General features: G+C 33.8%; 22 protein-coding genes and 1 tRNA gene. 11 read left to right on the forward strand and 12 right to left on the reverse strand.

Annotated elements, in window-relative coordinates; genetic code table 11:
* Positions 1 to 45: 45 nt before the first annotated feature.
* Positions 46 to 2,466, forward strand: coding sequence for a phenylalanine--tRNA ligase subunit beta (gene pheT, locus FN795_RS01115; RefSeq protein WP_142448873.1), 2,421 nt, complete (start codon positions 46 to 48; stop codon positions 2,464 to 2,466).
* A 52-nt stretch (positions 2,467 to 2,518) separates the two neighbouring features.
* On the opposite strand, the gene FN795_RS01120 is transcribed toward pheT, so the two are convergent.
* The 7 genes from FN795_RS01120 to FN795_RS01150 all read right to left on the reverse strand — a co-directional run bounded on the left by FN795_RS01120 (position 2,519) and on the right by FN795_RS01150 (position 8,578).
* The gene (locus tag FN795_RS01120) at positions 2,519 to 3,748 is read right to left on the reverse strand and encodes a peptidoglycan-binding domain-containing protein (protein ID WP_142448874.1); all 1,230 of its coding nucleotides are present in this window, start codon (positions 3,746 to 3,748) and stop codon (positions 2,519 to 2,521) included.
* A 12-nt stretch (positions 3,749 to 3,760) separates the two neighbouring features.
* On the reverse strand, positions 3,761 to 5,434 hold the full coding sequence (locus FN795_RS01125; protein WP_142448875.1) for a S8 family serine peptidase: 1,674 nt from the start codon (positions 5,432 to 5,434) through the stop codon (positions 3,761 to 3,763).
* A 10-nt stretch (positions 5,435 to 5,444) separates the two neighbouring features.
* Positions 5,445 to 5,906: a hypothetical protein gene (locus FN795_RS01130; protein WP_142448876.1), complete on the reverse strand. Its 462-nt coding sequence runs from the start codon at positions 5,904 to 5,906 to the stop codon at positions 5,445 to 5,447.
* Positions 5,903 to 6,493 (reverse strand): hypothetical protein, encoded by a 591-nt coding sequence (locus tag FN795_RS01135; protein WP_142448877.1) that lies wholly within the window; start codon positions 6,491 to 6,493, stop codon positions 5,903 to 5,905. The genes FN795_RS01130 and FN795_RS01135 overlap by 4 nt, the downstream gene beginning before the upstream one ends.
* A 63-nt stretch (positions 6,494 to 6,556) precedes the next feature.
* Positions 6,557 to 7,291 carry a hypothetical protein gene (locus FN795_RS01140; protein ID WP_142448878.1) on the reverse strand — a complete coding sequence of 245 codons (735 nt, stop codon included), beginning with the start codon at positions 7,289 to 7,291 and terminating at the stop codon, positions 6,557 to 6,559.
* Positions 7,292 to 7,309: 18 nt separating this feature from the next.
* Positions 7,310 to 7,714: a hypothetical protein gene (locus FN795_RS01145; RefSeq protein WP_035643967.1), complete on the reverse strand. Its 405-nt coding sequence runs from the start codon at positions 7,712 to 7,714 to the stop codon at positions 7,310 to 7,312.
* An 18-nt stretch (positions 7,715 to 7,732) separates the two neighbouring features.
* Positions 7,733 to 8,578, reverse strand: coding sequence for a hypothetical protein (locus FN795_RS01150; RefSeq protein ID WP_142448879.1), 846 nt, complete (start codon positions 8,576 to 8,578; stop codon positions 7,733 to 7,735).
* A gap of 270 nt (positions 8,579 to 8,848) precedes the next feature.
* Here FN795_RS01150 and FN795_RS01155 point away from each other — a divergent pair, with 270 nt between their 5' ends.
* The 4 genes from FN795_RS01155 to FN795_RS01170 all read left to right on the forward strand — a co-directional run bounded on the left by FN795_RS01155 (position 8,849) and on the right by FN795_RS01170 (position 11,336).
* Positions 8,849 to 9,280, forward strand: a complete 432-nt coding sequence (locus tag FN795_RS01155; protein ID WP_142448880.1) for a hypothetical protein — start codon at positions 8,849 to 8,851, stop codon at positions 9,278 to 9,280.
* A 10-nt stretch (positions 9,281 to 9,290) separates the two neighbouring features.
* Complete coding sequence (locus FN795_RS01160) at positions 9,291 to 9,938, forward strand: hypothetical protein (RefSeq protein ID WP_142448881.1); 648 nt, start codon at positions 9,291 to 9,293, stop codon at positions 9,936 to 9,938.
* Between the two features lie 98 nt (positions 9,939 to 10,036).
* Positions 10,037 to 10,696 carry a sensor histidine kinase gene (locus FN795_RS01165; protein ID WP_244289931.1) on the forward strand — a complete coding sequence of 220 codons (660 nt, stop codon included), beginning with the start codon at positions 10,037 to 10,039 and terminating at the stop codon, positions 10,694 to 10,696.
* On the forward strand, positions 10,686 to 11,336 hold the full coding sequence (locus tag FN795_RS01170; protein ID WP_142448883.1) for a response regulator transcription factor: 651 nt from the start codon (positions 10,686 to 10,688) through the stop codon (positions 11,334 to 11,336). The genes FN795_RS01165 and FN795_RS01170 overlap by 11 nt, the downstream gene beginning before the upstream one ends.
* Position 11,337: 1 nt before the next feature.
* Here the strand turns inward: FN795_RS01170 and FN795_RS01175 are convergent, their stop codons facing one another.
* Complete coding sequence (locus FN795_RS01175; protein ID WP_142448884.1) at positions 11,338 to 11,850, reverse strand: adenine phosphoribosyltransferase; 513 nt, start codon at positions 11,848 to 11,850, stop codon at positions 11,338 to 11,340.
* A 114-nt stretch (positions 11,851 to 11,964) separates the two neighbouring features.
* On the opposite strand from FN795_RS01175, the gene FN795_RS01180 reads away from it, so the two are divergent.
* A tRNA-Arg gene (locus FN795_RS01180) sits at positions 11,965 to 12,038 on the forward strand.
* A 326-nt stretch (positions 12,039 to 12,364) separates the two neighbouring features.
* Here the strand turns inward: FN795_RS01180 and FN795_RS01185 are convergent.
* The 4 genes from FN795_RS01185 to FN795_RS01200 form a co-directional block, all read right to left on the reverse strand.
* Positions 12,365 to 12,817, reverse strand: coding sequence for an Lrp/AsnC family transcriptional regulator (locus tag FN795_RS01185; protein WP_035644147.1), 453 nt, complete (start codon positions 12,815 to 12,817; stop codon positions 12,365 to 12,367).
* 227 nt (positions 12,818 to 13,044) lie between these two features.
* The gene (locus FN795_RS01190) at positions 13,045 to 14,037 is read right to left on the reverse strand and encodes a bile acid:sodium symporter family protein (RefSeq protein ID WP_142448885.1); all 993 of its coding nucleotides are present in this window, start codon (positions 14,035 to 14,037) and stop codon (positions 13,045 to 13,047) included.
* Positions 14,038 to 14,095: 58 nt separating this feature from the next.
* Positions 14,096 to 15,127 (reverse strand): methionine synthase, encoded by a 1,032-nt coding sequence (locus tag FN795_RS01195; protein WP_142448886.1) that lies wholly within the window; start codon positions 15,125 to 15,127, stop codon positions 14,096 to 14,098.
* A gap of 31 nt (positions 15,128 to 15,158) precedes the next feature.
* Entirely contained in the window at positions 15,159 to 16,211 is a 1,053-nt protein-coding gene (locus tag FN795_RS01200) for a DUF1852 domain-containing protein (protein WP_142448887.1), read from the reverse strand.
* Positions 16,212 to 16,479: 268 nt separating this feature from the next.
* Between FN795_RS01200 and FN795_RS01205 the strand changes: the two genes are divergently transcribed.
* The 5 genes from FN795_RS01205 (at position 16,480) to FN795_RS01225 (ending at position 20,733) form a co-directional block, all read left to right on the forward strand.
* Positions 16,480 to 17,109: a nitroreductase family protein gene (locus FN795_RS01205; RefSeq protein ID WP_142448888.1), complete on the forward strand. Its 630-nt coding sequence runs from the start codon at positions 16,480 to 16,482 to the stop codon at positions 17,107 to 17,109.
* 351 nt (positions 17,110 to 17,460) lie between these two features.
* On the forward strand, positions 17,461 to 18,294 hold the full coding sequence (locus tag FN795_RS01210; protein ID WP_142448889.1) for an SDR family NAD(P)-dependent oxidoreductase: 834 nt from the start codon (positions 17,461 to 17,463) through the stop codon (positions 18,292 to 18,294).
* Between the two features lie 17 nt (positions 18,295 to 18,311).
* Positions 18,312 to 19,226 (forward strand): helix-turn-helix domain-containing protein, encoded by a 915-nt coding sequence (locus FN795_RS01215; protein WP_142448890.1) that lies wholly within the window; start codon positions 18,312 to 18,314, stop codon positions 19,224 to 19,226.
* Between the two features lie 83 nt (positions 19,227 to 19,309).
* Positions 19,310 to 19,891 carry a TetR/AcrR family transcriptional regulator gene (locus FN795_RS01220; RefSeq protein ID WP_142448891.1) on the forward strand — a complete coding sequence of 194 codons (582 nt, stop codon included), beginning with the start codon at positions 19,310 to 19,312 and terminating at the stop codon, positions 19,889 to 19,891.
* A 50-nt stretch (positions 19,892 to 19,941) separates the two neighbouring features.
* Positions 19,942 to 20,733, forward strand: a complete 792-nt coding sequence (locus FN795_RS01225) for an SDR family NAD(P)-dependent oxidoreductase (protein ID WP_142448892.1) — start codon at positions 19,942 to 19,944, stop codon at positions 20,731 to 20,733.
* Positions 20,734 to 21,499 lie beyond the last annotated feature (766 nt).

Raw genomic sequence — 21,499 nt, forward strand, 5'->3', positions numbered from 1 at the left:
GCAATTCTTATATTTGTATCCTCATACAAGAATAATCAAACTAACATGAAAATATCTTACAACTGGTTAAAACAATTTATTAAAACCGACTGGACTTCAGAACAAACTTCAGAACTTCTTACTGATTTAGGGCTGGAAGTTGAAGTTGTAGAAAAATACCAATCTATAAAAGGTGGTTTAGAAGGAGTTGTTGTAGGACACGTACTTACTTGTGAAAAACACCCAGATGCTGACAGACTAAAAGTAACAACTGTAAATATTGGTTTAGAAGCGCCTGTTCAGATAGTATGTGGTGCAGCCAATGTTGCTGCGGGTCAAAAAGTTCCGGTTGCTACTATTGGAACCATTTTGTATGATAAAGAAGGTGCTGAATTTACAATAAAAAAAGGCAAAATTCGCGGTCAGGAAAGCCACGGAATGATTTGCGCTGAAGATGAATTAGGACTTGGAACAAGTCATGACGGAATTATGGTTCTTGATGAAAATTTAGTTCCTGGAACTCCAGCTGCAGAAGTTTTTAAAATTGCTAATGATGAAGTTTTCGAAATTGGCTTAACGCCAAATCGTGCTGATGCAATGAGTCATTACGGGACTGCTCGTGATTTAAGAGCCGGAATGTTGCAACGTGGTGTAAACGTTGAATTAATCACGCCATCTGTAAGTAATTTTAGAGTCGATATGCGTACTTTAAAAATTGACGTTAACGTTGAAGATTCACATTTAGCTCCAAGATATTGCGGTGTAACCATTTCTGGTATTACAGTTCAAGAATCTCCAGCTTGGCTTCAAGATCGATTAAAAGCGATTGGATTAACTCCAAAAAATAATATTGTCGATGTTACTAATTATGTTTTACACGAATTAGGACAACCTTTGCATGCTTTTGATGCTGCAAAAATCAACGGAAAAGTAATTGTAAAAACACTTCCGGAAGGAACAAAATTCATCACTTTAGACGATGTTGAAAGAACATTGCATAAAGAAGATTTAATGATTTGTGATGAAAAAGGGCCATTATGTATTGCCGGAGTTTTTGGAGGAAAAAAATCTGGAGTTACTGACGGAACAACTACAATCTTCTTAGAAAGCGCTTATTTTGATCCTGTAAGCATTCGTAAAACCGCAAAAAGACATCAATTAAACACAGATGCTTCTTTTAGATTTGAAAGAGGAATCGATCCAACTATTACTGAATATGCTTTGAAACGTGCCGCTCTTTTGATTCAGGAAGTAGCAGGTGGAAAAATTACTTCTGATGTGGTTGAAGTATATCCTAAAAAAGTAGAAGATTTTTCTGTTTTATTGAATTTCAGCCATGTTTACAAAATTATCGGACAGGAAATTCCGAAAGATACAATCAAAAAAATATTAGTTTCGTTAGATATTAAAGTCAATAGCGTTTCAGATTCTGGTTTAGGATTGACTATTCCTGCATATCGTGTAGATGTACAGCGTGAAATTGATGTAATTGAAGAAATCTTGCGTGTTTATGGCTATAACAACATTAATTTTTCTAAAAAATTCAATGCAACTGTAGCAAATTCGCCAAGAACGGAAGATTACAAAGTACAAAACGTAATTGCTTCTCAGTTGAATTCCCAAGGTTTCCATGAAATGATGGCCAACTCTTTGACAACTGCAGCTTACGCAAAACTTTCTGCTTCGTTAAAAGAAGAACATAATGTAACGATGCTTAATCCTTTGAGTGGTGATTTGTCAACAATGCGCCAATCATTGTTATTTTCTGGATTAGAAGCTATTTCATACAATATCAACAGAAAGAATTCTGATTTAAAATTATTTGAATTCGGAAAAACATATCATAAATATCTTACTGGATATGAGGAACACAAACACCTGACTTTATTGATTTCTGGAAACAGAAACAAAGAAAGCTGGACAAATCCTCAAAAAACAACCGATTTCTTTTTATTAAAAGGATATGTAAAAGCGGTTTTAGCTCGTTTGGGAATTGATAAAATTTCAAATGCTCCAGTTCAGTCTGATATTTTTTCTGAAGGAACTGCGATTTGCTACAACAATGATACTTTAGTAGAAATGGGTGTAGTTAAAAAATCAATTTTAAAGAATTTCGGAATCAAACAGGATGTTTATTATGCTGATTTTAATTGGGATTTAGTTCTAAAAATTATAACTGGTAAAATTAAATATACTGAAATTCCGAAGTATCCTGAAGTACGAAGAGATTTAGCATTGTTGATTGACCAAGCTACAACTTACGAAAGCATCTTTAATTTGGCAAAACAGACTGAAAAATCACTTTTAAAAGACATCAATTTATTTGATGTTTATGAAGGAAACAAACTTCCGGAAGGTAAAAAATCGTATGCTTTGAGTTTTACGATTCAGGATAATACAAAAACGCTTACAGACGCTCAAATTGACAAAATCATGTTGAAATTGCAGCAAACTTTTGAAACTGAACTTGGCGCAAGCTTAAGATAAAAGAATCTTATTTAATAAAAAACCCGACCTTCAAAAGTCGGGTTTTTCTATTTTAAAAAGTAACACGCGTTGATAATCTCCTCGCTCCTGCCGAGTTTGGATGAATTTCATCTCTCCAAAGTTCTGACGAATTCAATAGACCACGATAATCTATAATTCGGCTTTGAAAACGATAGCCATAGTAGGTAAAATGATTTTTAATTTGGCATAAAAGAGCATAAAACTTATCCAATAATCGGATAATAATATATGATCTTAAAATTTCATCGGTAATTCCTAAACGATCAAAAACAGGTTTTATCCAAGGTCCTAAAGGCAAATCAACACCAACAATCGAAGGTCTTACACCAAGCTTGAATAACGGATAATCGTAAGTATGCATGTAAAATATTGTATTTGGCGTTGAATGTGCGTTTATAATACTCCCAAAACCCAGATAATTTCGCATAATAATACTAAAAATAGAACTAAGATTAGCTGAATTAAAAAGTGCACGATCGAAAGTAGTTGTATTTAAATATCTCTTGTATAAAATACATTTTTGATACAAAGCATCGCCAGATAAACTTCTAAGCTCATTTAATTTAGCCTGATCAGTAAAGAAACTTGGATCGAAAGAAGTAATTCCCGAGTTCAATATTCTGCCCAGTTGCGGAAAAACATCATTTCCGCCTCCGCTAAAATAAATTCGGTCGATGCGATAACCGCTTACATATTGCACAAAATGAGCTCTGTCAGCATACATCTGCGAAGTTGTCTCTCCAAATTTCGCTAAATGCAAACAATTTAAATTAAGCCTTTGATTTCGGTCAGTAATGGTATCATACAAATCCAAAATTGTCGGAACAGGGTAATCCAGCCAGGAATCACCTTCAAAAATAACATTCAATGTATTTGCGTTTCCTGCATTTCTTCTAAACAAAAAAGAGTTAGTCAAAAAAGGCTGATGCAGGGATTCGTCTTCCGATTCAACCAGCGAAGTATTTACACTATTCAGTTGCTTCAAGGCATTATAAGTCACATCACCCGGATTAATGTTCCCAGTGACCTGAATTCGATTATTAGCCTGAAAATTAAGAATAGAAATAATGGTGCTATCCGTTTGATTATTTACTATACTTCCGCTGGTCTGCACGGGATAACCTAATGCTTTTAAATAATTTTGTATTTGCAGTACGTCAGATCTATTATTTATAGCATTTAATCCTACACTGTTCGCGAGCACGCTTGTTGCTGGAGGATTTTGATTAATAACTGGTGAATTCGAAACTAAATTTTCCATAATATTCTAGATTTATGTTATTTTATTTGGATTGATATAGCCATGTCCGGCTCTAAAAACCTCAAAATTATTTTCTTTAAAAGATGCTGTATCACAGGCCTTAAAAAGTTTTTTTCGTATTGAAAAAATATCAAGATCAGGCTCTTTTTCTAGAATTTTCATTACCAAAGAAGCTACATACGGCGCCGCCATACTGCTGCCACTTTTAGAAGTTAGCTTATTTGATGCTCTATTTTCTCTGCTTGAAGACGAACACGATGATTTTATTTTAAAACCAGGCGCAACAAGTTCTGGTTTCATGCGGCCATCTGCTGTTGGCCCAGAACTACTGAAAGACAAAATAGATTTTGAGTCATCATTTTGATTATAAGCCCCCACAACAATACTGTATTTTGAATTGCAGATTGAATTTGTTGTATGCGTTTTGTTTGCAATTGCAGGCAAAAATATTGATTGTCCGCCATCATCGCGTTCAATATAACAATGATAGCGCCCGTTTTTCACCTTTCTGCCAACCAATTCAATTGTCCAAAATTTTGAATTTAATTTGCCATTAACCAAAATATTGATTTGATTTTTTCCTGTATTTGGTTCGTTGGATCTGTGCAGACAAATTCCGACTTCATCATTATCTTTTAAAATTAATTCATCTTTAAAAGGAGTTGACGAAAGTAACAATTTCATATTATCATCATAAATATCAACGCTTAAAATATCATCTCCATGATACCAAATTTCCATTTCATTGGGCGTTCGATCGTGTTTTTTAAACATCCACGGAATTTTAATTTTCTGATTCAATTTGATATCTCCGTAGGTATGAGCATTTGACTGATGATAATTTCCTGTGCTTTGAACAATCGCCGTTCCTTTACGTGTCGTTACAATATGATCGATGATTTGTTCAAACAAAGTTTTTCCCATATGCGCATCACCATGACCGCCCAAACTCATATTGATTACCAAAGGTCTTTCGCCAGCTTCATTTGTAATCAAACATAGACCTTCAGCTCCTTTTACAGAATCTCCGAGTGACAAATTAGATCCGTTAACTAGATTAGTTCCCATATCTACAGCAATTATTGGCACATTTGGAGCAAAGCTTTTTGGCGCAACAGCTCCATTGCCACAAGCAATTCCGAGTACATGCGTACCATGTGTTCCATTACCAAACAAATCCGATTTCCCTGGATGATAACCGAGTTTTTTGAACGGAAACTCATCTAATAAAGCTTCATTTATCTGTGCTTTTGTAATGATTCTGCCATAACCAAATCTATTTCCGTCATAGCGATCAGATTGTACCCAAATTTTCTCGAAGCGCGTTTTTCCATTGCTTATAAAATCTGGATGAGTAAAATCAAATCCAAAATCAATAATTCCGAATACAACATTTGATACAGCATCGTCTAAAACATCATTTTTTTTGTCTAGAATTTGGGTTTCAGGAGCAAGTTCAGCATTATCATTTGCAGGAACAACACTTGGAGCTTTAAGGCTTTTTACCTTTTTGCTTTGGTAAATCGAACATAAAAATCGTCGTTGTGTTCTAATACTCACGACCTTGCCAAAATCTGAAATGATTTTGCAATGATCAGGATAATCTTTTTCTTTTTCTAAACGCATTAAAAGTGATAATTCTTCGTCTGGATTACCATATAATATAACTTTGAGTCTTGGATCCATATTCTCGAATTTAGCGTTGTAAACGAATTGTAATTAACTTGCCATCAATTTCAAAAAGCTCAGAATTTAAATAATTGAAATAAAGCATCTCTTCAGCCAAAGAATTGAAGACTACGTCCAACTCATTTCCTTGCGATACAAAACTGTTTATTTCATTAACATAATGACTATTTTTAAGATCAATATTTTTTAATCCTAAAATAAAATTTTGATCTTTTTGATCCAGTTTTGAAAAATCAGAATCTGCTAATATTTTATTCAATAATTCCAGCGTTTTATCAATCGAAAAAATCTTTTTCGGAATTAATTCCTGAAACAGCTTTGTCTTTTCCTCTTCAGCTTTTTTTGAAAATTTTAGGTTTTTCGAATAAAAACTTGGACGAATAGCATTTATTTTTTTCAGAATTTGAGTTGTATTTTCTTCAATTCTGTTTAAACGCACGCTTTCTAGGTCAGTTGCTGCAGTTTTCATCTCTTTTCGTTTTTAGCTGGTGCTTTTTGATTAGAAACACTGTCTGGAGCTGGAACACCTTTAGAAAATGCTTCCAATCGATTTTTAATTTCCTGAATAGCGTCATTTAGAGTACCAGTACTTTTTTCTATTAAAGCGATTTTAGCATCCAATTTTTCTGCAATTGCTTTAGTCAATTCTGCGTTATTGCTTGCTGCAATTTTAGCGATCTCTTCTTTTAAGAGATTATTGCTAATTGAAATCTCGTTTCTTACATTCTCTAAGGTTACAACATTTGTCGTTCCGTTAGTTGGCGCGCCAGTTGGTGTTTCTGTACTTGTTGGAGGATTTACTATAGGAGCTGTATTAGGAGCTGGTAAACCCGGAGCACTTCCTGCAACAGATGTTACGTCAGCTGAAGCATTAAATTTATCTCCTTCGGCTTTAGCTTTGTTCTCTATAAGTAGATAACTCAATAATGGGTTTTCGGAAACTACGCCAGCTAAAAGTGCTGTATTTGTAATTTCCTGATTTCCTGAAACATTGTAGAAACTGGCTCTGCTATTTGCAATCACATAATTGATTAATAAATTAAATGGATTCATCATTTCATAATTTTAAGGTTAATAGAAATTAAAGGGCAATTGAGGATCAACTGCCCTTTTTATAATTTACTTATTCATCATCATCATCAATGCAATAGGCAAAATAGTATTGTTAGTGTTTCCAGCATTGTTTTGATTTTGCTGTGACATTATAAGTACTAAAGGCAACATCATGTTTGAATTGTCTGATTTTCCAGAACCAGAATCACCCATTGTAGTCATCATTGGCAATAATAAAGACATAGTTGGATCTACATAAATGGCACTCGTATTTGGTTTTTCAATGATTTTAGCTTCCACAGCCGGATTATTACCTTCCGCAGCTTTAGCCGGAATATATTGTAAATTCTCAGCCTTTAATTTTGGCTGATTTAACAATGATCCCACCATACTCATCATTTGCATATTTTTTAAAACCTTTGTCTGGTTATCACCTTTTCGGGCGTCGATTTTTGCAAATTCAGTATGTTTTTGATCTAATGCAACCAATGCTTTGTTTGTTGCTAATGATGTCTTTTTAAGCTCATTAACTTGGTTAGAAATAGCATCTAATGATTTTTTAAGTTCGCTTTTAGTAGCGTAATCATTAGCCCTTCCGCTCAATGCTTTTCCAAAATTTGATCTTTGTTTTACGGCTGAACTTACATTAGGTCTAATGCCGCGTGTTGAAGGTCTTCTGCGTTTTGCAGCTTCATCATAACTTTCGTCATAACTTTCTAATAAATCTTCGCTTAAAAGATCTTCGTTGAAATAATCTTCATTCAATAAATCTTCGTCTAAATAACTTTCAAAATAGCTCATAATTTTAATTTTTAATGGTTAATTTTTGTTGAAATAATGTTTGTTATATTTCTGGATGGCTGGCTGAATATATTTATTGAAAAGAATAAAATCTGGAACATTGTTGCCTGGTTTTCCAGTGCCGAAGCATTCTGGACAGTCTGGATTTTCTCCAAAACATTCTGTACAGGCGCCAATAGCTTTTGCTAAATCATCATTTTGATTTAATTCAAATTCCAATTGAAATTTCAGCCCTTCAATTATGGTAAAAAGTTTATGATTGATTTTTTTTAGTTTCTTGACTCTTTCCTCAAGTTCTAAATCAACTTTTGGGATTTCTTTTTCCTCTTCAGGCTCTTTTTTTTCCATCATGGGCTGCATAAGCTCAAAATATTTAGCCATTTCAGGATTATGTTCTTTCAAATATTCTAAATAAGCATCCATTGGTATAACATTTAGGTTTTATAAACTTGCAATAGAATTTTCAAGTCTATTGATTCGGTTAGGAGTATTTGTGCCAACAAACTGGCCATATTGATCCACGTAATAATCTTCAGTAGGAATTAATCCTCCGTTGTAATATTCATACAAAATATTCTCTGTTAGATAATTAACATTTTCAATCAATTCAGCAAAAGAGTGACTTTCAATTGGTGCATTTGGACTTGCAGTACCTAAACTTTGCTGCGCCTGGCCTGCCTGAAACTGAGGATTATTGATTACACCGCCCAGCTGATTGTACAAACCTTGTATTCTGCCAATATCCTGCGCTGCCTGTGGGCGAAGTGCCACCGGATTGTCCTGCACATATTGCTGAATGGCTGGAAGAGCTGCTCTACCGGCATTGGCCAAATAACGTCCTGCATCACCAAAAGCTTGTCTAACGGGTGTTTGCTGTCTGTATTGTGGTTGTGGTCTGCGTTGTGGTGGTGCAGGTCTGCGTTGTGGCTGACGACTATTGTCTAAAGCTGTACTACCGGCTCCGGCTAAATTGCTAACCAAACCTCCAACAGCACCGCCAATTTGAGGTGCGCCAAAATAAGTACCAATAGCAGTTCCTGCAATTGGAGCTAAGGCAGAAACACCGCGCAAAACTCCAGAACCAATACTGCTGGCTACATTTCCTAAACTTGACCAAAATCCTTCTGCTTCACTTTCAGACATTTGATCTACTCGTGATAATAGGACATCTTCTAATTCACTTTCGCTTAAATTAGAATATTCTGGTCCCAAAACATATCGTACAGCTTCAAAATAATTGTCTTCGCTGAATGATTCTCCCTGAAAAACTTCATGATATAAACTCATAATTTTTAGTATTACAATTAACTCTTACTCTTTTAACAGGCTTTTCAGATTTCGCCTATCCATTTTGTGCACAAAAAGGAACGATGTAAAATTGATTTTTTATAAATTACTACAAAACAGTACTTTAACCCAATTTTTTAAATAAATTTACCCTAAGAAAAAGGGTACATTTCCCCTTGCCCATTTTTGGGGTTTAAAATATTTTTGCTCTCAATGTTTTTCATCAAAACACTATTTTTCAAACAATTAACCCATAAACTATTAATAATCATGGAAAGACAACCTGAAAGACCAACACAATTGATTACTAAAAAATTCGCGAAAGAATTACACACGAATTTTATGAAGTATAGAGCCAGTATTATTGCTAAATACATTAAAAAAGAAGACGCCAATGCGGTTTGGTTTTCTGTAGAAGAACTCGAAAATTACATTCATTATATCAAGTCTAAAGGAGAAAAAACAGGTTATAATGTAAATGGAATTCGCATTTATTTTGGAGTATATCCAGAAGATAGAAAATATGAAGAAAAAGCTGGTTTGATGACCGTATTTTTAACCGCAACGGGCAAAAAAATCAAAACACCTAAAGCTGGAGAAATACAGACTTTTGCCTTGATAAGTGACGGAACCTCTGACATAGCAAGCATTGAACCAATGAATTACGGAAGCATCGGAAGACCGCCTAGCTTAGACTATTAATTAAAAAATTATGTTCGAATTTTTAAGATTTTATATTTTCTATTTAGCTTTATTTTCTGGAATTATAGGCCTGATTTCATGGCACAAACTTCCTGGATATAAAGCTAAATCGCTCGTAATTTTAATTTGGTTTTCTGTTATTATAGAAAAAGTAGGTTATTATTTTACAGAGTGGACAGGCTTACTAAATTACTATGTTTTTAATTTTTATATGCTAGTCAGTTTTTCTGCCTATATATTGCTCTTAAGAAGTCTGTTATCTAAAACAAATTACAGAATAACAGGATCTTTAAGTTTAGTACTTTTTATAATATCCTTTTTTCTGAATATTTTATATTTCAAAGAAGATGTGAATCATTCCTATACTTACAGTTTTGCCATTGGAGTATTATTGATTATGATTTTGTCCTGTTTGTATTTGGTAGAAATTTTTAATTCGGATAAAATATTGAATTTTAAAAAATCGGTCTTTTTTTGGTACATACTTGGAATATTAGTTTTTCATGTACCTTTTTTACCCTTTATGCTGGCTTTGAATTGGTTTTTAATCAAACACGATGAATCAGTTTTTAGTTTAGTAGTTTTTATTTTAAACCTATTAGCGCAGAGTTGCTATATTATTGGATTTTTATGGAGCGAAAAGAAATACAATTATTAGTCATTTCGTTAGGTATAGTTTTTCTAACTTTACTGATCATTTTGCTTGTGATATTCTTTTATTTCCTTAAAAAGAAAAACACTTATTTGGTTGAAAAAATGGAATCAGAACTGTATTTTCAATCGGAATTGATTAAGACCCGAATTGAGATAAAAGATCAGACACTCAGCGAAATAAGTAAAGAACTTCATGATAATATAGGCCAAATCATTTCTGTAGGCATTATGCAGCTTAATATCTATTTGGACAGCGGAAAATCTATTAAAGCCAATGAACTACAAGATCTTAAAGAAATACTCGCCAAATCATTAGATGAAATAAGAATTTTATCCCGAATCATTAATAAAGACAATTTACTACAGAGCAATTTCATCGAAGCCATTAAACAGGATTTAGAGCGCATAAAAAAGCTGAAAAATATACAGTATAAATACAATCTTACGGGCGAAATTCCGAAGATCAGTCGAGAACATGATTTGTTCATTTACCGAATTTTTCAGGAAGCATTGCACAACAGCTTAAAACATTCGCACAGTGATTTATTTGAAGTAAACATCAGCACTGTTAACACCGTTTTCCGATTAGAAATAAAGGATTTCGGGATTGGTTATGATGCAAGTCAGATAAATTCTGGAATAGGTTTAAACAACATGAAATTAAGAGCCAAATTAATTGGCGCTAATTTAATTATGGAATCAGATTCATCAGGAACAACTGTAACTTTAGAATACCCCTTAACCCTAACCAATGAAACCTAACACTAAAAATCGAATTATTATTGTAGATGATCATCAGCTTTTTTCGCAATCTCTGGAACTTTTAATCAACAGTTTCAAAGATTTTGAAGTAATTAACCGCTTTGAAAATGGCAAATTATTTGTTTCTTATTTGCAAGATCATGCCGATGCCAATGTCGATTTAATTTTATTAGATGTGAATATGCCTGTTTTAGATGGCGTAAGCACCATGAAATGGATTAAAGAAAACAGACCTGACTTAAAAGTGATTGCGCTCTCTGTAAATGACGATGAAGAAATTATCATCAAAATGATTACAAATGGCGCCAAAGGTTATTTGCTGAAAGATACTTCGCCTGAAATATTTAAAGAAGCTATAATTTCTGTTATTGAAAAAGGTTTTTATTTTACCGAATTAGTTTCAGGCATGCTGGTCAAAAAAGCAAACAACGATTCAAAAAAAATCAATTTAAAAGAAAAGGAAATTGTTTTTATAAAACATGCCTGTACTGAAAAAACGTATAAAGAAATTGCGTCAGAAATGTGCTTAAGTCCCAAAACAATCGATGGATATCGAGAATGTCTATTTGACAAACTCGAAATCAAAACCCGAATTGGATTGGTACTTTACGCAATCAAAAATAAAATCGTTTTGGTTTAGATTAATACGTAATGGCCGAAAATATTGGATATTCATTTATTTTTTCTCTACCATTAAGGAAAGATAATTCCATCAGGAAATTGCATTGCACGATTTCGCCTCCCAAGCGTTCAACCAATTCGCAAACGGCTTTTGCTGTTCCGCCAGTTGCTAGTACATCATCGTGAATTAAAATACGGTCTCCTTTTTTAATAGCGTCGGTATGCATTTCTAAGCTATCTGTGCCATATTCAAGTTCATAAGAAGCTGCAATCGTTTCATAAGGCAGTTTTTTAGGCTTTCGAACCGGAATAAAACCAGCATTTAATTCCTGCGCCAATAAAATTCCGAAGAAAAAACCGCGACTTTCAGCGCCAACAACCTTATCAATTTTCTGATCTTTTAAAGAATTTACCAAAACCGAAAGGCATTCTTGTCTTGCAATTGGATCATTTAAGAGCGGTGTGATATCTTTAAACAAAATTCCTTCTTTTGGAAAACCTTGAATATCACGTATATAATTTTCTATCTTCATTTTTTTTTATTTTTATCGTATTTTATGTTTGTATATCTCACATTTATGTCTATCTTTGCACCCGCAATAAGCAATCAACAAAGCTAATAAAAATTAGCTTAATGATAACAAAAAGGCCTCGTGGCGCAACTGAATAGCGCATCTGATTACGGCTCAGAAGGTTACTGGTTTGAATCCAGTCGAGGTCACTTAAGGAGACAACTATTATATAGTTGTCTCTTTTTTTATACACAAAAATGTAGATTTTTCAAGCCTTCACAGCCTAATATTTTACGGTTCGAATTTTCACAAGAAATACTTAGACTGTTTGAAATAAACAATCTAAGAGAGGCTTCATTAAAGATTCAATCGAAGCTGAACGATTATTCGAAGTCCCCTTTATGGATATAGGATTTTTTTCTCTTGGTTTATCGTAGTTTTTTGATGTTAAATATAAAATAATTCCAAAATGGACTTAATACATTTTCAATCACAAAAGCTAAGACGAATTTCAAATAAATAAACCATCGTGGAACTATCCGTACAAATTTTTTATCTCCGACATAACAAAGGTACTTTGGGTACTCCCTATGCTTTCAACTGATCCCAATTTATTAAACACAAAATCCTGATAATGCTTCATGTCTTTGGCAGAAACTTTCATTAAAAAATCGTAATCACCTGAGATATTATAACATTCCACAACTTCTTCTATTTTCATAATATCACTAACAAATTGATTCCCGATATTACGATCGTGCTGTTTAAGTTTAATATTACAGAAAACAATAAACCCTCTGTTTAGTTTTTCTGCATCCAACAAAGCTATATATTTCTTAATATAACCGTTATTCTCCAATCTTTTAATTCGCTCAAAAACTGGCGATGCCGAAAGATTTACCATTTTAGCAAGCTCTTTTACAGTGTATTTAGAATTATCGTGTAGTATATTTAATAACTGAAGATCAATATCGTCTATTTGTTCCATTGTATATTTTATTTTAAACAGGTTTAATTTATTTTTAAATCAGAATAAAATTCTTCAAATATAACCAAAAACAATACAAAAATCTTATTTTACACAAGTTAAAAATATAAAATACTACAACGTTTATCCTCACAGTATAAAAATCTAAAAAGCGTTATTTTATAGCGGTAGCGTTATCCTTGGTGCCCTTTATCAAAAAAAGATAAAGGGCCAAGCCATAAATAAAATCATACTTCTTTTCGTCGAGCCATACCTTGAGCGATGATACTAGCGGCAATCAATTGCAAGGCATGGTAAAGCATGAGCGGCAACAATACGATGCCGGTGATAGTACTGTGCTGAAAAAGTACTTTTGACATAACGGTGCCGTGTACCAATGACTTTTTAGATCCGCAGAATAAAACAGTAATACGGTCTTCATCTGAAAAACCAAGCAGGCGGCTGAGTAGTCCGACACAAAAGAATACGGCAAAAAACAATGCCATCATCCCTGCAGCGAGTCCAGCAAGTTCAAGGGCGCTGAAACCTTCAAAAAGATGTTCGGAAAATGACTTGCAAAACGACGTGTAAATAATCGTTAGAATAACTGCCTGATCGAAATATTTGAGCTGTTTTTTGTATTTTTCGGCAATGGCGCCGAAGCGGGAATTGAGGCTTATGCCAATAATGACAGGTAGTAAAACTTGCAGAATCAACTTTATGACGATTTGAGTAACATCGAAATCGCCTGTCGCAGAAGCTATAAACAGCCCAACCCAGAGCGGCGTAACCACTACTCCTATCAAACTGGAAATACTCGCATTGAAAATGGCTGCCGGAATGTTTCCCTTGGCGATGGAAACCATGACCACCGAAGAGGAAACTGTGGACGGCAATGCGGCCAAAAAAAATACACCCAGCCAAAGCAGCTCGAAGCCGTTATTAACAAACAAAGGGCGAAATGCCAAAACAATGAGCGGAAAAAATAAAAAGGTTGTCAACTGGACGATAATGTGCATTTTCCAGTTGGAAAGTCCGGCTTTTAGTTTCTCAACACTCAGTCGCATGCCATAAAACAAAAAAATAAAGGAAACGCCAACATTAGCAATCTCTTCCAGCGAAACAGGTTCTTTGACCATGCCTGGCTTTGGCAAAAAATAAGCCATCAGAATCATGGTGGCTATCATTAACAGGAAACCGTCGAAACCTGCTTTTTTTAATACTTCTAATAATTTCTTCAATGTGTTTTAAATATTATTCCTCCGTGGAGGCACGGACTCTATTATTAATATATTGAGACTAAACCCCAAGTTCTTTACGTATAATTTCTGCTCCTGCGCTTAAAGCACTTAACTTGCCTCTAGCTATGTTTCGAGATAGCGGGGCCATACCGCAGTTTGTAGAAGGGTAAAGATTTTCGGCATCTACAAACTCAAGAGCTTTACGCAGGGTAGCAGCTACTTCTTCTGGTGTTTCGATAGTGTTGGTTGCTACATCAATGGCACCGACCATTACTTTTTTACCGCGAACAAGTTCCATTAAATTTAAAGGCACATTGGAGTTGTGACATTCTAAAGAAACCACATCAATTTTAGATTTTTGAATTTTCGGAAAAATTTCTTCGTATTGTCGCCACTCAGAGCCTAATGTCTTTTTCCAATCAGTATTTGCCTGTATTCCATAACCATAGCAAATATGAACCGCAGTTTGGCAGTGTAAACCTTCAATAGCTCTTTCTAATGCTGCCATTCCCCAATCATTTACTTCATCAAAGAACACATTAAATGCAGGTTCATCAAACTGGATAATATCTACTCCTGCGTCTTGAAGTTCTCTTGCTTCTTCATTGAGTGCTTTCGCAAATTCCCAAGCCAATTTTTCACGGCTTTTATAATGGTCGTCGTACAAGGTGTCTACCATTGTCAGCGGGCCTGGCAATGCCCATTTTATAGGCTTGTTAGTCTGTTTACGTAAAAATTTAGCATCTTCAACAAAAACTGCTTTTTGACGTGCAACTTCACCTACAACCACTGGAACACTCGCGTCATAACGGTTACGGATTTTTACTGTTTTACGATTTTCAAAATCTACACCGCTTAAATGCTCGATAAAAGTCGTTACAAAATGCTGACGTGTCTGCTCGCCATCACAAATGATATCTAGATCTGCCAATTGTTGTTCTTGCAGAGAAATGCGCAACGCATCTTGTTTTCCCTCAAGCAGATGATCGCCTTCTAATTTCCATGGTGACCAAAGTTTTTCAGGTGGTGCAAGCCAAACAGGTTTGGGTAAACTTCCAACAATAGAGGTGGGTAATAATAATTTTTTCATAAGAGTATAAATTTAATGCGTTGTAAATCAATTAAAGGGTAAAATTAGCAGACCATTGTTCCAGGAGACTTTTGTAAGGCTTAATAAAATGCTCTTCTGCATATTTACCTTGTTCAACAGCCAATCGGCTGCGCTCTTCGCGATCATAATCCACGCGAGTCAGTGAATAATCTTCGTGTTTAAGACTAGGTTGATAGATTTTTCCAGCCACTGAATTTGCATTGTAAATTTCAGGGCGATAAATCTTCTGGAAAGTCTCCATCGTACTAATTGAGCTGATTAATCCAAGATCAGTATAATCAGCAAGCAGATCTCCGGAATGATAAAAAGCCATCGGTGCCACACTATTTTGGGGCATAAAAAAACGAACTTTTAAGCCCATTTTAGAGAAATATTCATCAGTGATAGAATACTGATCCTGCAGATATTCAAAACCCAGAACCGGATGCTGATACTCAGTGCGGGTATAAGTTTTGTTGCTCGATACACTTAGACAAATGATCGGCGACATCTTAAAGTGCTCTTTATAAGTGGCTGAACTCACAAAGCACTTATAAAGTTTTCCGTGCAAATCACCAAAATTTTCAGGAATAGAAAAAGTAGATTTATTTTTATTGTGCTCGATCAATAAAATACTGAAGTCATAATCCCGAACATAAGAAGAATAATTATTTCCGGCAACACCTTCGATTTGCTGGCCAGTCTTACGGTCAATAATATTTGTTTTTAAAACTTCAATCATCGGTAGATCGTTACTACCATTCTTATCATCAATACTCATTGTTACTGTGAGGATTTCAAGTTCCACATGGTAACGATCCGCCTTTGGATTATCCAAATGAGCCAATGCATTGAATCGATTGTTAATCATATTTAAGGCATTGCGTAAGTTTTGCTCGCGATTAGCTCCTCTAGCCAAGTTGGCAAAATTGGTTGTCAAACGCGTTTTACTTGAGGGGTGATAATTTTCATCTAAACACGTGCTTTTTAGCGTGAATACAAAATCATTATTGATAGTATTCTCGTTATTTTCAATATCCTGCTTTTCGCTTATTCTTAAATCTTCTTGTATGTTCGCTTTCATCTGATGACAAGGTTTAGTTTTTTTACCCTGCAAATTTTAAAACAAAAGATTTAATATCCTATTAAACTAAAAAATACAGTTAATCATTCTTTTTTAATATACTTTTAAAGATTATTAATCTTTTTACAAATAAAATATTGAAAGAAAACAGATAATTATTCTTTGGAGAGCTAGGACATGACCCATTTGAAATTTCCCATAGCAATTCAGGCCTCGAAAAACAAAACAAATAAATTTATATTTGCCAAAATTTAAGATAGACATAGCAATGAATTTGATAGAAAATTTAAAATGGCGCTACGCCACAAAAGCTTACACTAACATTAAAGTTACAGAAGAGAAGGTCGATCAGATCTTAGAGGCTATAAATCTCTCAGCATCTTCTTGTGGTCTGCAATCTTACCGTGTTTTTGTCGTAAGCAATCCAGAAATCCAAAAAAAATTAGGCGCTGATTCGTATAATGGACAAATTAGCTCTTGCTCTCATTTGTTGGTTTTTGCTGCATTCACTGACATGACTTCGACTTACATTGACGATTACATGGCAATGACAGAAAAACAAAGAGGTCTTCATGCTGGTGCCTTATCAGGATTTAGAAATGGATTGCATTCGTATTTCAGCGCTATTAACACAGAGCAAAAAGCCGTTTGGGCGGCCAAACAGGCTTATATTGCACTAGGAACTGCACTTATTGCGGCGGCAGAATTGAAAGTGGACGCCACTCCTATCGAAGGATTTAATGCAGCCACTATTGATGAGGTTTTGGGTTTGAAAGAAAAAGGGTTGCATTCTACAGTTATCCTCGCTTTAGGATATCGGGATTCGGAAAAAGACTATATGGCAGCTACGAAAAAAGTTCGTTTACCTATAGATGAAATGATAACTAAAGTTTACTAATATTATTTAGTTTACTCCCCATAATATACTCATACAAATTCACTTGAAAACAAGCTAATTTCTTTAAATCCTACATGAAATGATTTGGAATTTGTATCGTAGAGTCACTTTTAAATAAACGTTAAAGCATCAGTTTTAGCGTTTATTCCATGTTTTTTTCACAATATTTAACCCACTTTTACTATAACTATAAAGAAGAATATAAAGATAAAATACACTTTATAACGCCCAAAGAATACTTACTGAAGAACTTGGAAATAACTTAAATTTGAACACATAAATCCTGAATCTGAGCACTTTTTAAACCTTTAACTTTCTGAATTTTGACTTAAATAGTTAAATATAAAAATTATGAGCAATCAAAAAGTATGGTTTGTTACAGGTGCATCAAAAGGAATGGGACTTGAAACCGTAAATGCAGTTTTAAAAAATGGCGATAAAGTTGTTGCCACTTCCCGAAATTTAAAAGAACTAATCGATCAAATTGGAAATCAAAATGAAAATTTTCTGCCGCTTCAGGTTGATATTACAAATAATGAAGAAGTAAAAAAGGCCATTGGAACCACAATTGAAACTTTCGGAAAAATTGATGTTATAGTAAACAATGCAGGATATTATCTGGTAGGAAGTATTGAGGAAATCAGCGATGAAGAATTCCGCAAAACAATCGACGTCAATTTATTCGGAACCGTAAATGTTATCCGAAATGCAATGCCTTTTCTGCGTCAGCAAAAATCAGGACATATTCTCAATATTGCTTCAAATATGGGATATATTGGTTATGCCAATACCGGAAGTTATAATGCTGCTAAATTTGCCGTAATTGGGCTTTCAGAAGCTTTGACACAAGAAGCAAAACCTTTCAACATTAAAGTTACGGCAATTGCTCCGGGAATGTTTCGCACGCGTTTTATGAGCGACAGCACTTTGGCGGAAGCTAAAAATAAAATAGCTGTTTACAATGTAGAACAACATGTAAATATGCTGAAAAGTTTTGACGGAAACCAGCCAGGAGATCCAACAAAACTTGCTAAAGTTTTACTTGCTCTTACAGAATTGCCAAATCCACCTGTGCATCTTCCGTTAGGAAACGACAGTTACAATTCGATTATAGAACAACGAAAAAATGAAGCACAGGAAATGGAAACCTGGCAGCATCTCTCCTTCTCTACTAATTTCGATTAATTTGTAAATTTGTTGAAATGAAAAACTCAGTCCCGCATAAAATCAAAACGATTTCAGAACTGCATCAGTTATTTGCACTTCCAAAACCAGATCACCCTTTGGTTAGTGTAATTGATTTTGCTTTATTGAGTTACAAACACGCTGATATCTGGAAACATTTTACGAATGATTTTTACTGTATTACCATAAAAAAAGGCATTAACGGAAAGTTTAAATACGGTCAGCGCGATTATGATTTTGATGAAGGAATGATGACCTTGACAAAACCAGATCAGGTATTTTCGGTTACGCAGACCAATGACAATCCGGTTACAGGCTATATTCTGGTTTTTAAAACTGATTTAATTCGAAATTATCCTTTAGGAAAAACGATTCAGAACTATGGCTTTTTTTCTTATTCGATTGCAGAAGCATTACATCTTTCTGATAAGGAAGATGTAATTATTTCCGGTCTTCTAAAACAAATGCAGGACGAACTAAAAAATAATATCGATCATTACAGTCAGGATTTAATTGTTTCGCATCTGGATTTACTTCTTAATTATATTAATCGATTCTACGGCCGTCAATTCATTACCAGAAAAACTTCAAATCATGATTTATTAAGTAAGTTAGAACAAACTCTATTAGATTATTTTGAGAATGAAAGCGGGACTCTAAAAGGACTTCCAACCGTTCAATATTTATCGCAGGAACTCCATATTTCTGCCAATTATTTAAGTGATTTACTCCGAAATATTACGGGTTTAAATACGCAGCAATACATTCATAATCATATAATTGAAAAATCAAAACAATTACTCGCTTCTTCAAATTTAAGTGTAAACGAAATTGCTTATTCATTGGGTTTTGAATATGCTCAATCTTTTAGCAAACTCTTCAAAAAGAAAACCAATTTAACCCCTTTACAATTCAGGCAATCTTTTAACTAAAGAAAGAAAAAATGCTTTAAAATTTGGAGTAAACTTATTTTTTATATAATTTTGTATCGTTCATTACAAAATAAAAATCAACAATGAGAGGAAGACCAACCATCTACGAAGACGCTAATATTGTAAAAAAAGCACAGGAAGTTTTTTGGCAGAAAGGATACAGCGCCACTTCATTGAGTGATTTGCAAAAAGCCACCGGAGCCGGAGCCGGAAGTTTCTATAATACTTTTAAAGGTGGTAAAAAAGAGGTTTTCCAAAAAGCAATTGAAGAACGACGATTGGCTTTTGATGCCTTTAAAATTGAACTAAGCAAAAGCGAATCTCCACTAGAATTGATTAAAGATTTTTTTAGAAGTATCGCTTCCGCGGAGGAAAACGAACATCTTAAAGGCTGTATTATTGCCAATACAGTTGTAGAAATGACCTTTATAGATGAAAATCTGGAAGCTAATGCTGTTCAGATTTTAAAAGAAGTGGAACAAATGTTTACTGAAGCCATTAAAAATGAACAAACAATAGGAAACTTAAAAACGCAAACAGATCCTGAAATACTAGGCAGATATTTAATAACATTTTGGTGCGGACTCAATACACTGCGAAGAATGTATCCTGACAAAAATATCTTAAAAAAACAAATCGAAATGCAATTAGCTGTTATCAGCTAATTTTTTTGATTATTTATGTATCAATCATTACAAAAATAAAACAATAAAAAATGAATTTAAAATTAGAAGGAAAAAGAGCTTTTATAAGCGGTTCTACACAAGGCATTGGTTTTGCAATTGCGAAACAATTACTAAATGAAAAAGCAGAAGTCATTATTAACGGGAGAAATGAAGAAAAAACCAATCTGTCTGTTCAAAAACTAAAAGATGAATTTCCTCAAGCTATAATTTCAGGAATTGTATGTGATTTTGGAAATAAAGAAGAAGTAAACGAATTACTAAATCAATTAAACGGTATTGATATTTTAATAAATAATGTTGGAGTTTTCGAATTAAAAGATTTTGAATCAATCGAAGACGAAGACTGGCATCGAATTTTTGATATCAATGTAATGAGTAGTATCAAACTTTCTAAGAAACTTTTACCACAAATGCTTCAGAAAAAATCAGGAAGAATTATTTTCATTAGCAGTGAATCGGGCGTGAATATTCCGGCAAACATGATTCATTACGGAATGACGAAAGCGGCTATGATGGCCGTTAGCAATGGTTTATCCAAACTAACTTTAGGAACTGAAATTACTGTTAATACTATTTTAGGCGGTCCAACTTATTCTGATGGAGTTGCCTCGACAATCGAACATATTGCTTCTTTACAAAACATAGAAATCGAGCAAATGAAGAGCGTCATTATACAGCAAACCAATCCGCATTCTTTATTACAGCGTTTTATAGATCCTACAGAAATTGCTTCTTTGGTCGCTTATTTATCAAGCCCATTATCAATTGCTACAAACGGCGCGTGCCTTCGAGCGGATGGTGGTACCTTAAAAACGATTTAAATTATAGAAGCGGCTGATAACTTTTTTTGTCACAAAAATTCAAGGTTGTTACTTCCCAGAATCTATCATTGATAATTTTTGATGTGAATATTTTCAGATTAATAACTCAAATTTATTTATAGAAATTGATTCTAAATATTCAAAAATTATTAGAAAAATTTACACACAAATATTATTATAGAAATCATATTTTTCGTTTAATTAACGACTTTTAACATTTACCTCCTACGATACATGCAAACCGCTTAAAAATGAAAATTTAAAATAATTATCATACAAAATTCATTTGAAAATAAGCCAATTTCTTTAAATCATGCATAAAATGATTTGTGAATTGTGAACTAAACTTAATTAAAGCAAAAAGGTGCCAATTGTCTTCAATTGGCACCTTTTTTATCGCCCCTATTAATAAAATGAGTTTGGCTCGTTTTTGCTTTAATTTTTAGAATCATACTAAAATAAAGAAGCAAATAGCAAAACAACAAGTATTTGCATGAAAAAAAAGATAAATTTAAAATTTAGCGTTTGATAACTCAACAGGATTCGAACAGCAAGAATGGAACGGAAATTATGGCTTCATAATATCTTTTTTAAAATTTTTCTTTAATAGCAAATGATGAAATTTCATTTAAAAATGGTGTAATTTTTCATCATTACTTGAATTTTCCAATCTAATATCTTCGATTATTAATTGTTGCTTGATTGAGGCAAAAAATTGATTAATTCTTATTGGAGTTACCTCCAAATTTGCCACAAAAAGCCTTCT

Origin of the sequence: Flavobacterium resistens (genome assembly GCF_900182645.1) — a bacterium.
GTDB classification, from domain to species: domain Bacteria; phylum Bacteroidota; class Bacteroidia; order Flavobacteriales; family Flavobacteriaceae; genus Flavobacterium; species Flavobacterium resistens.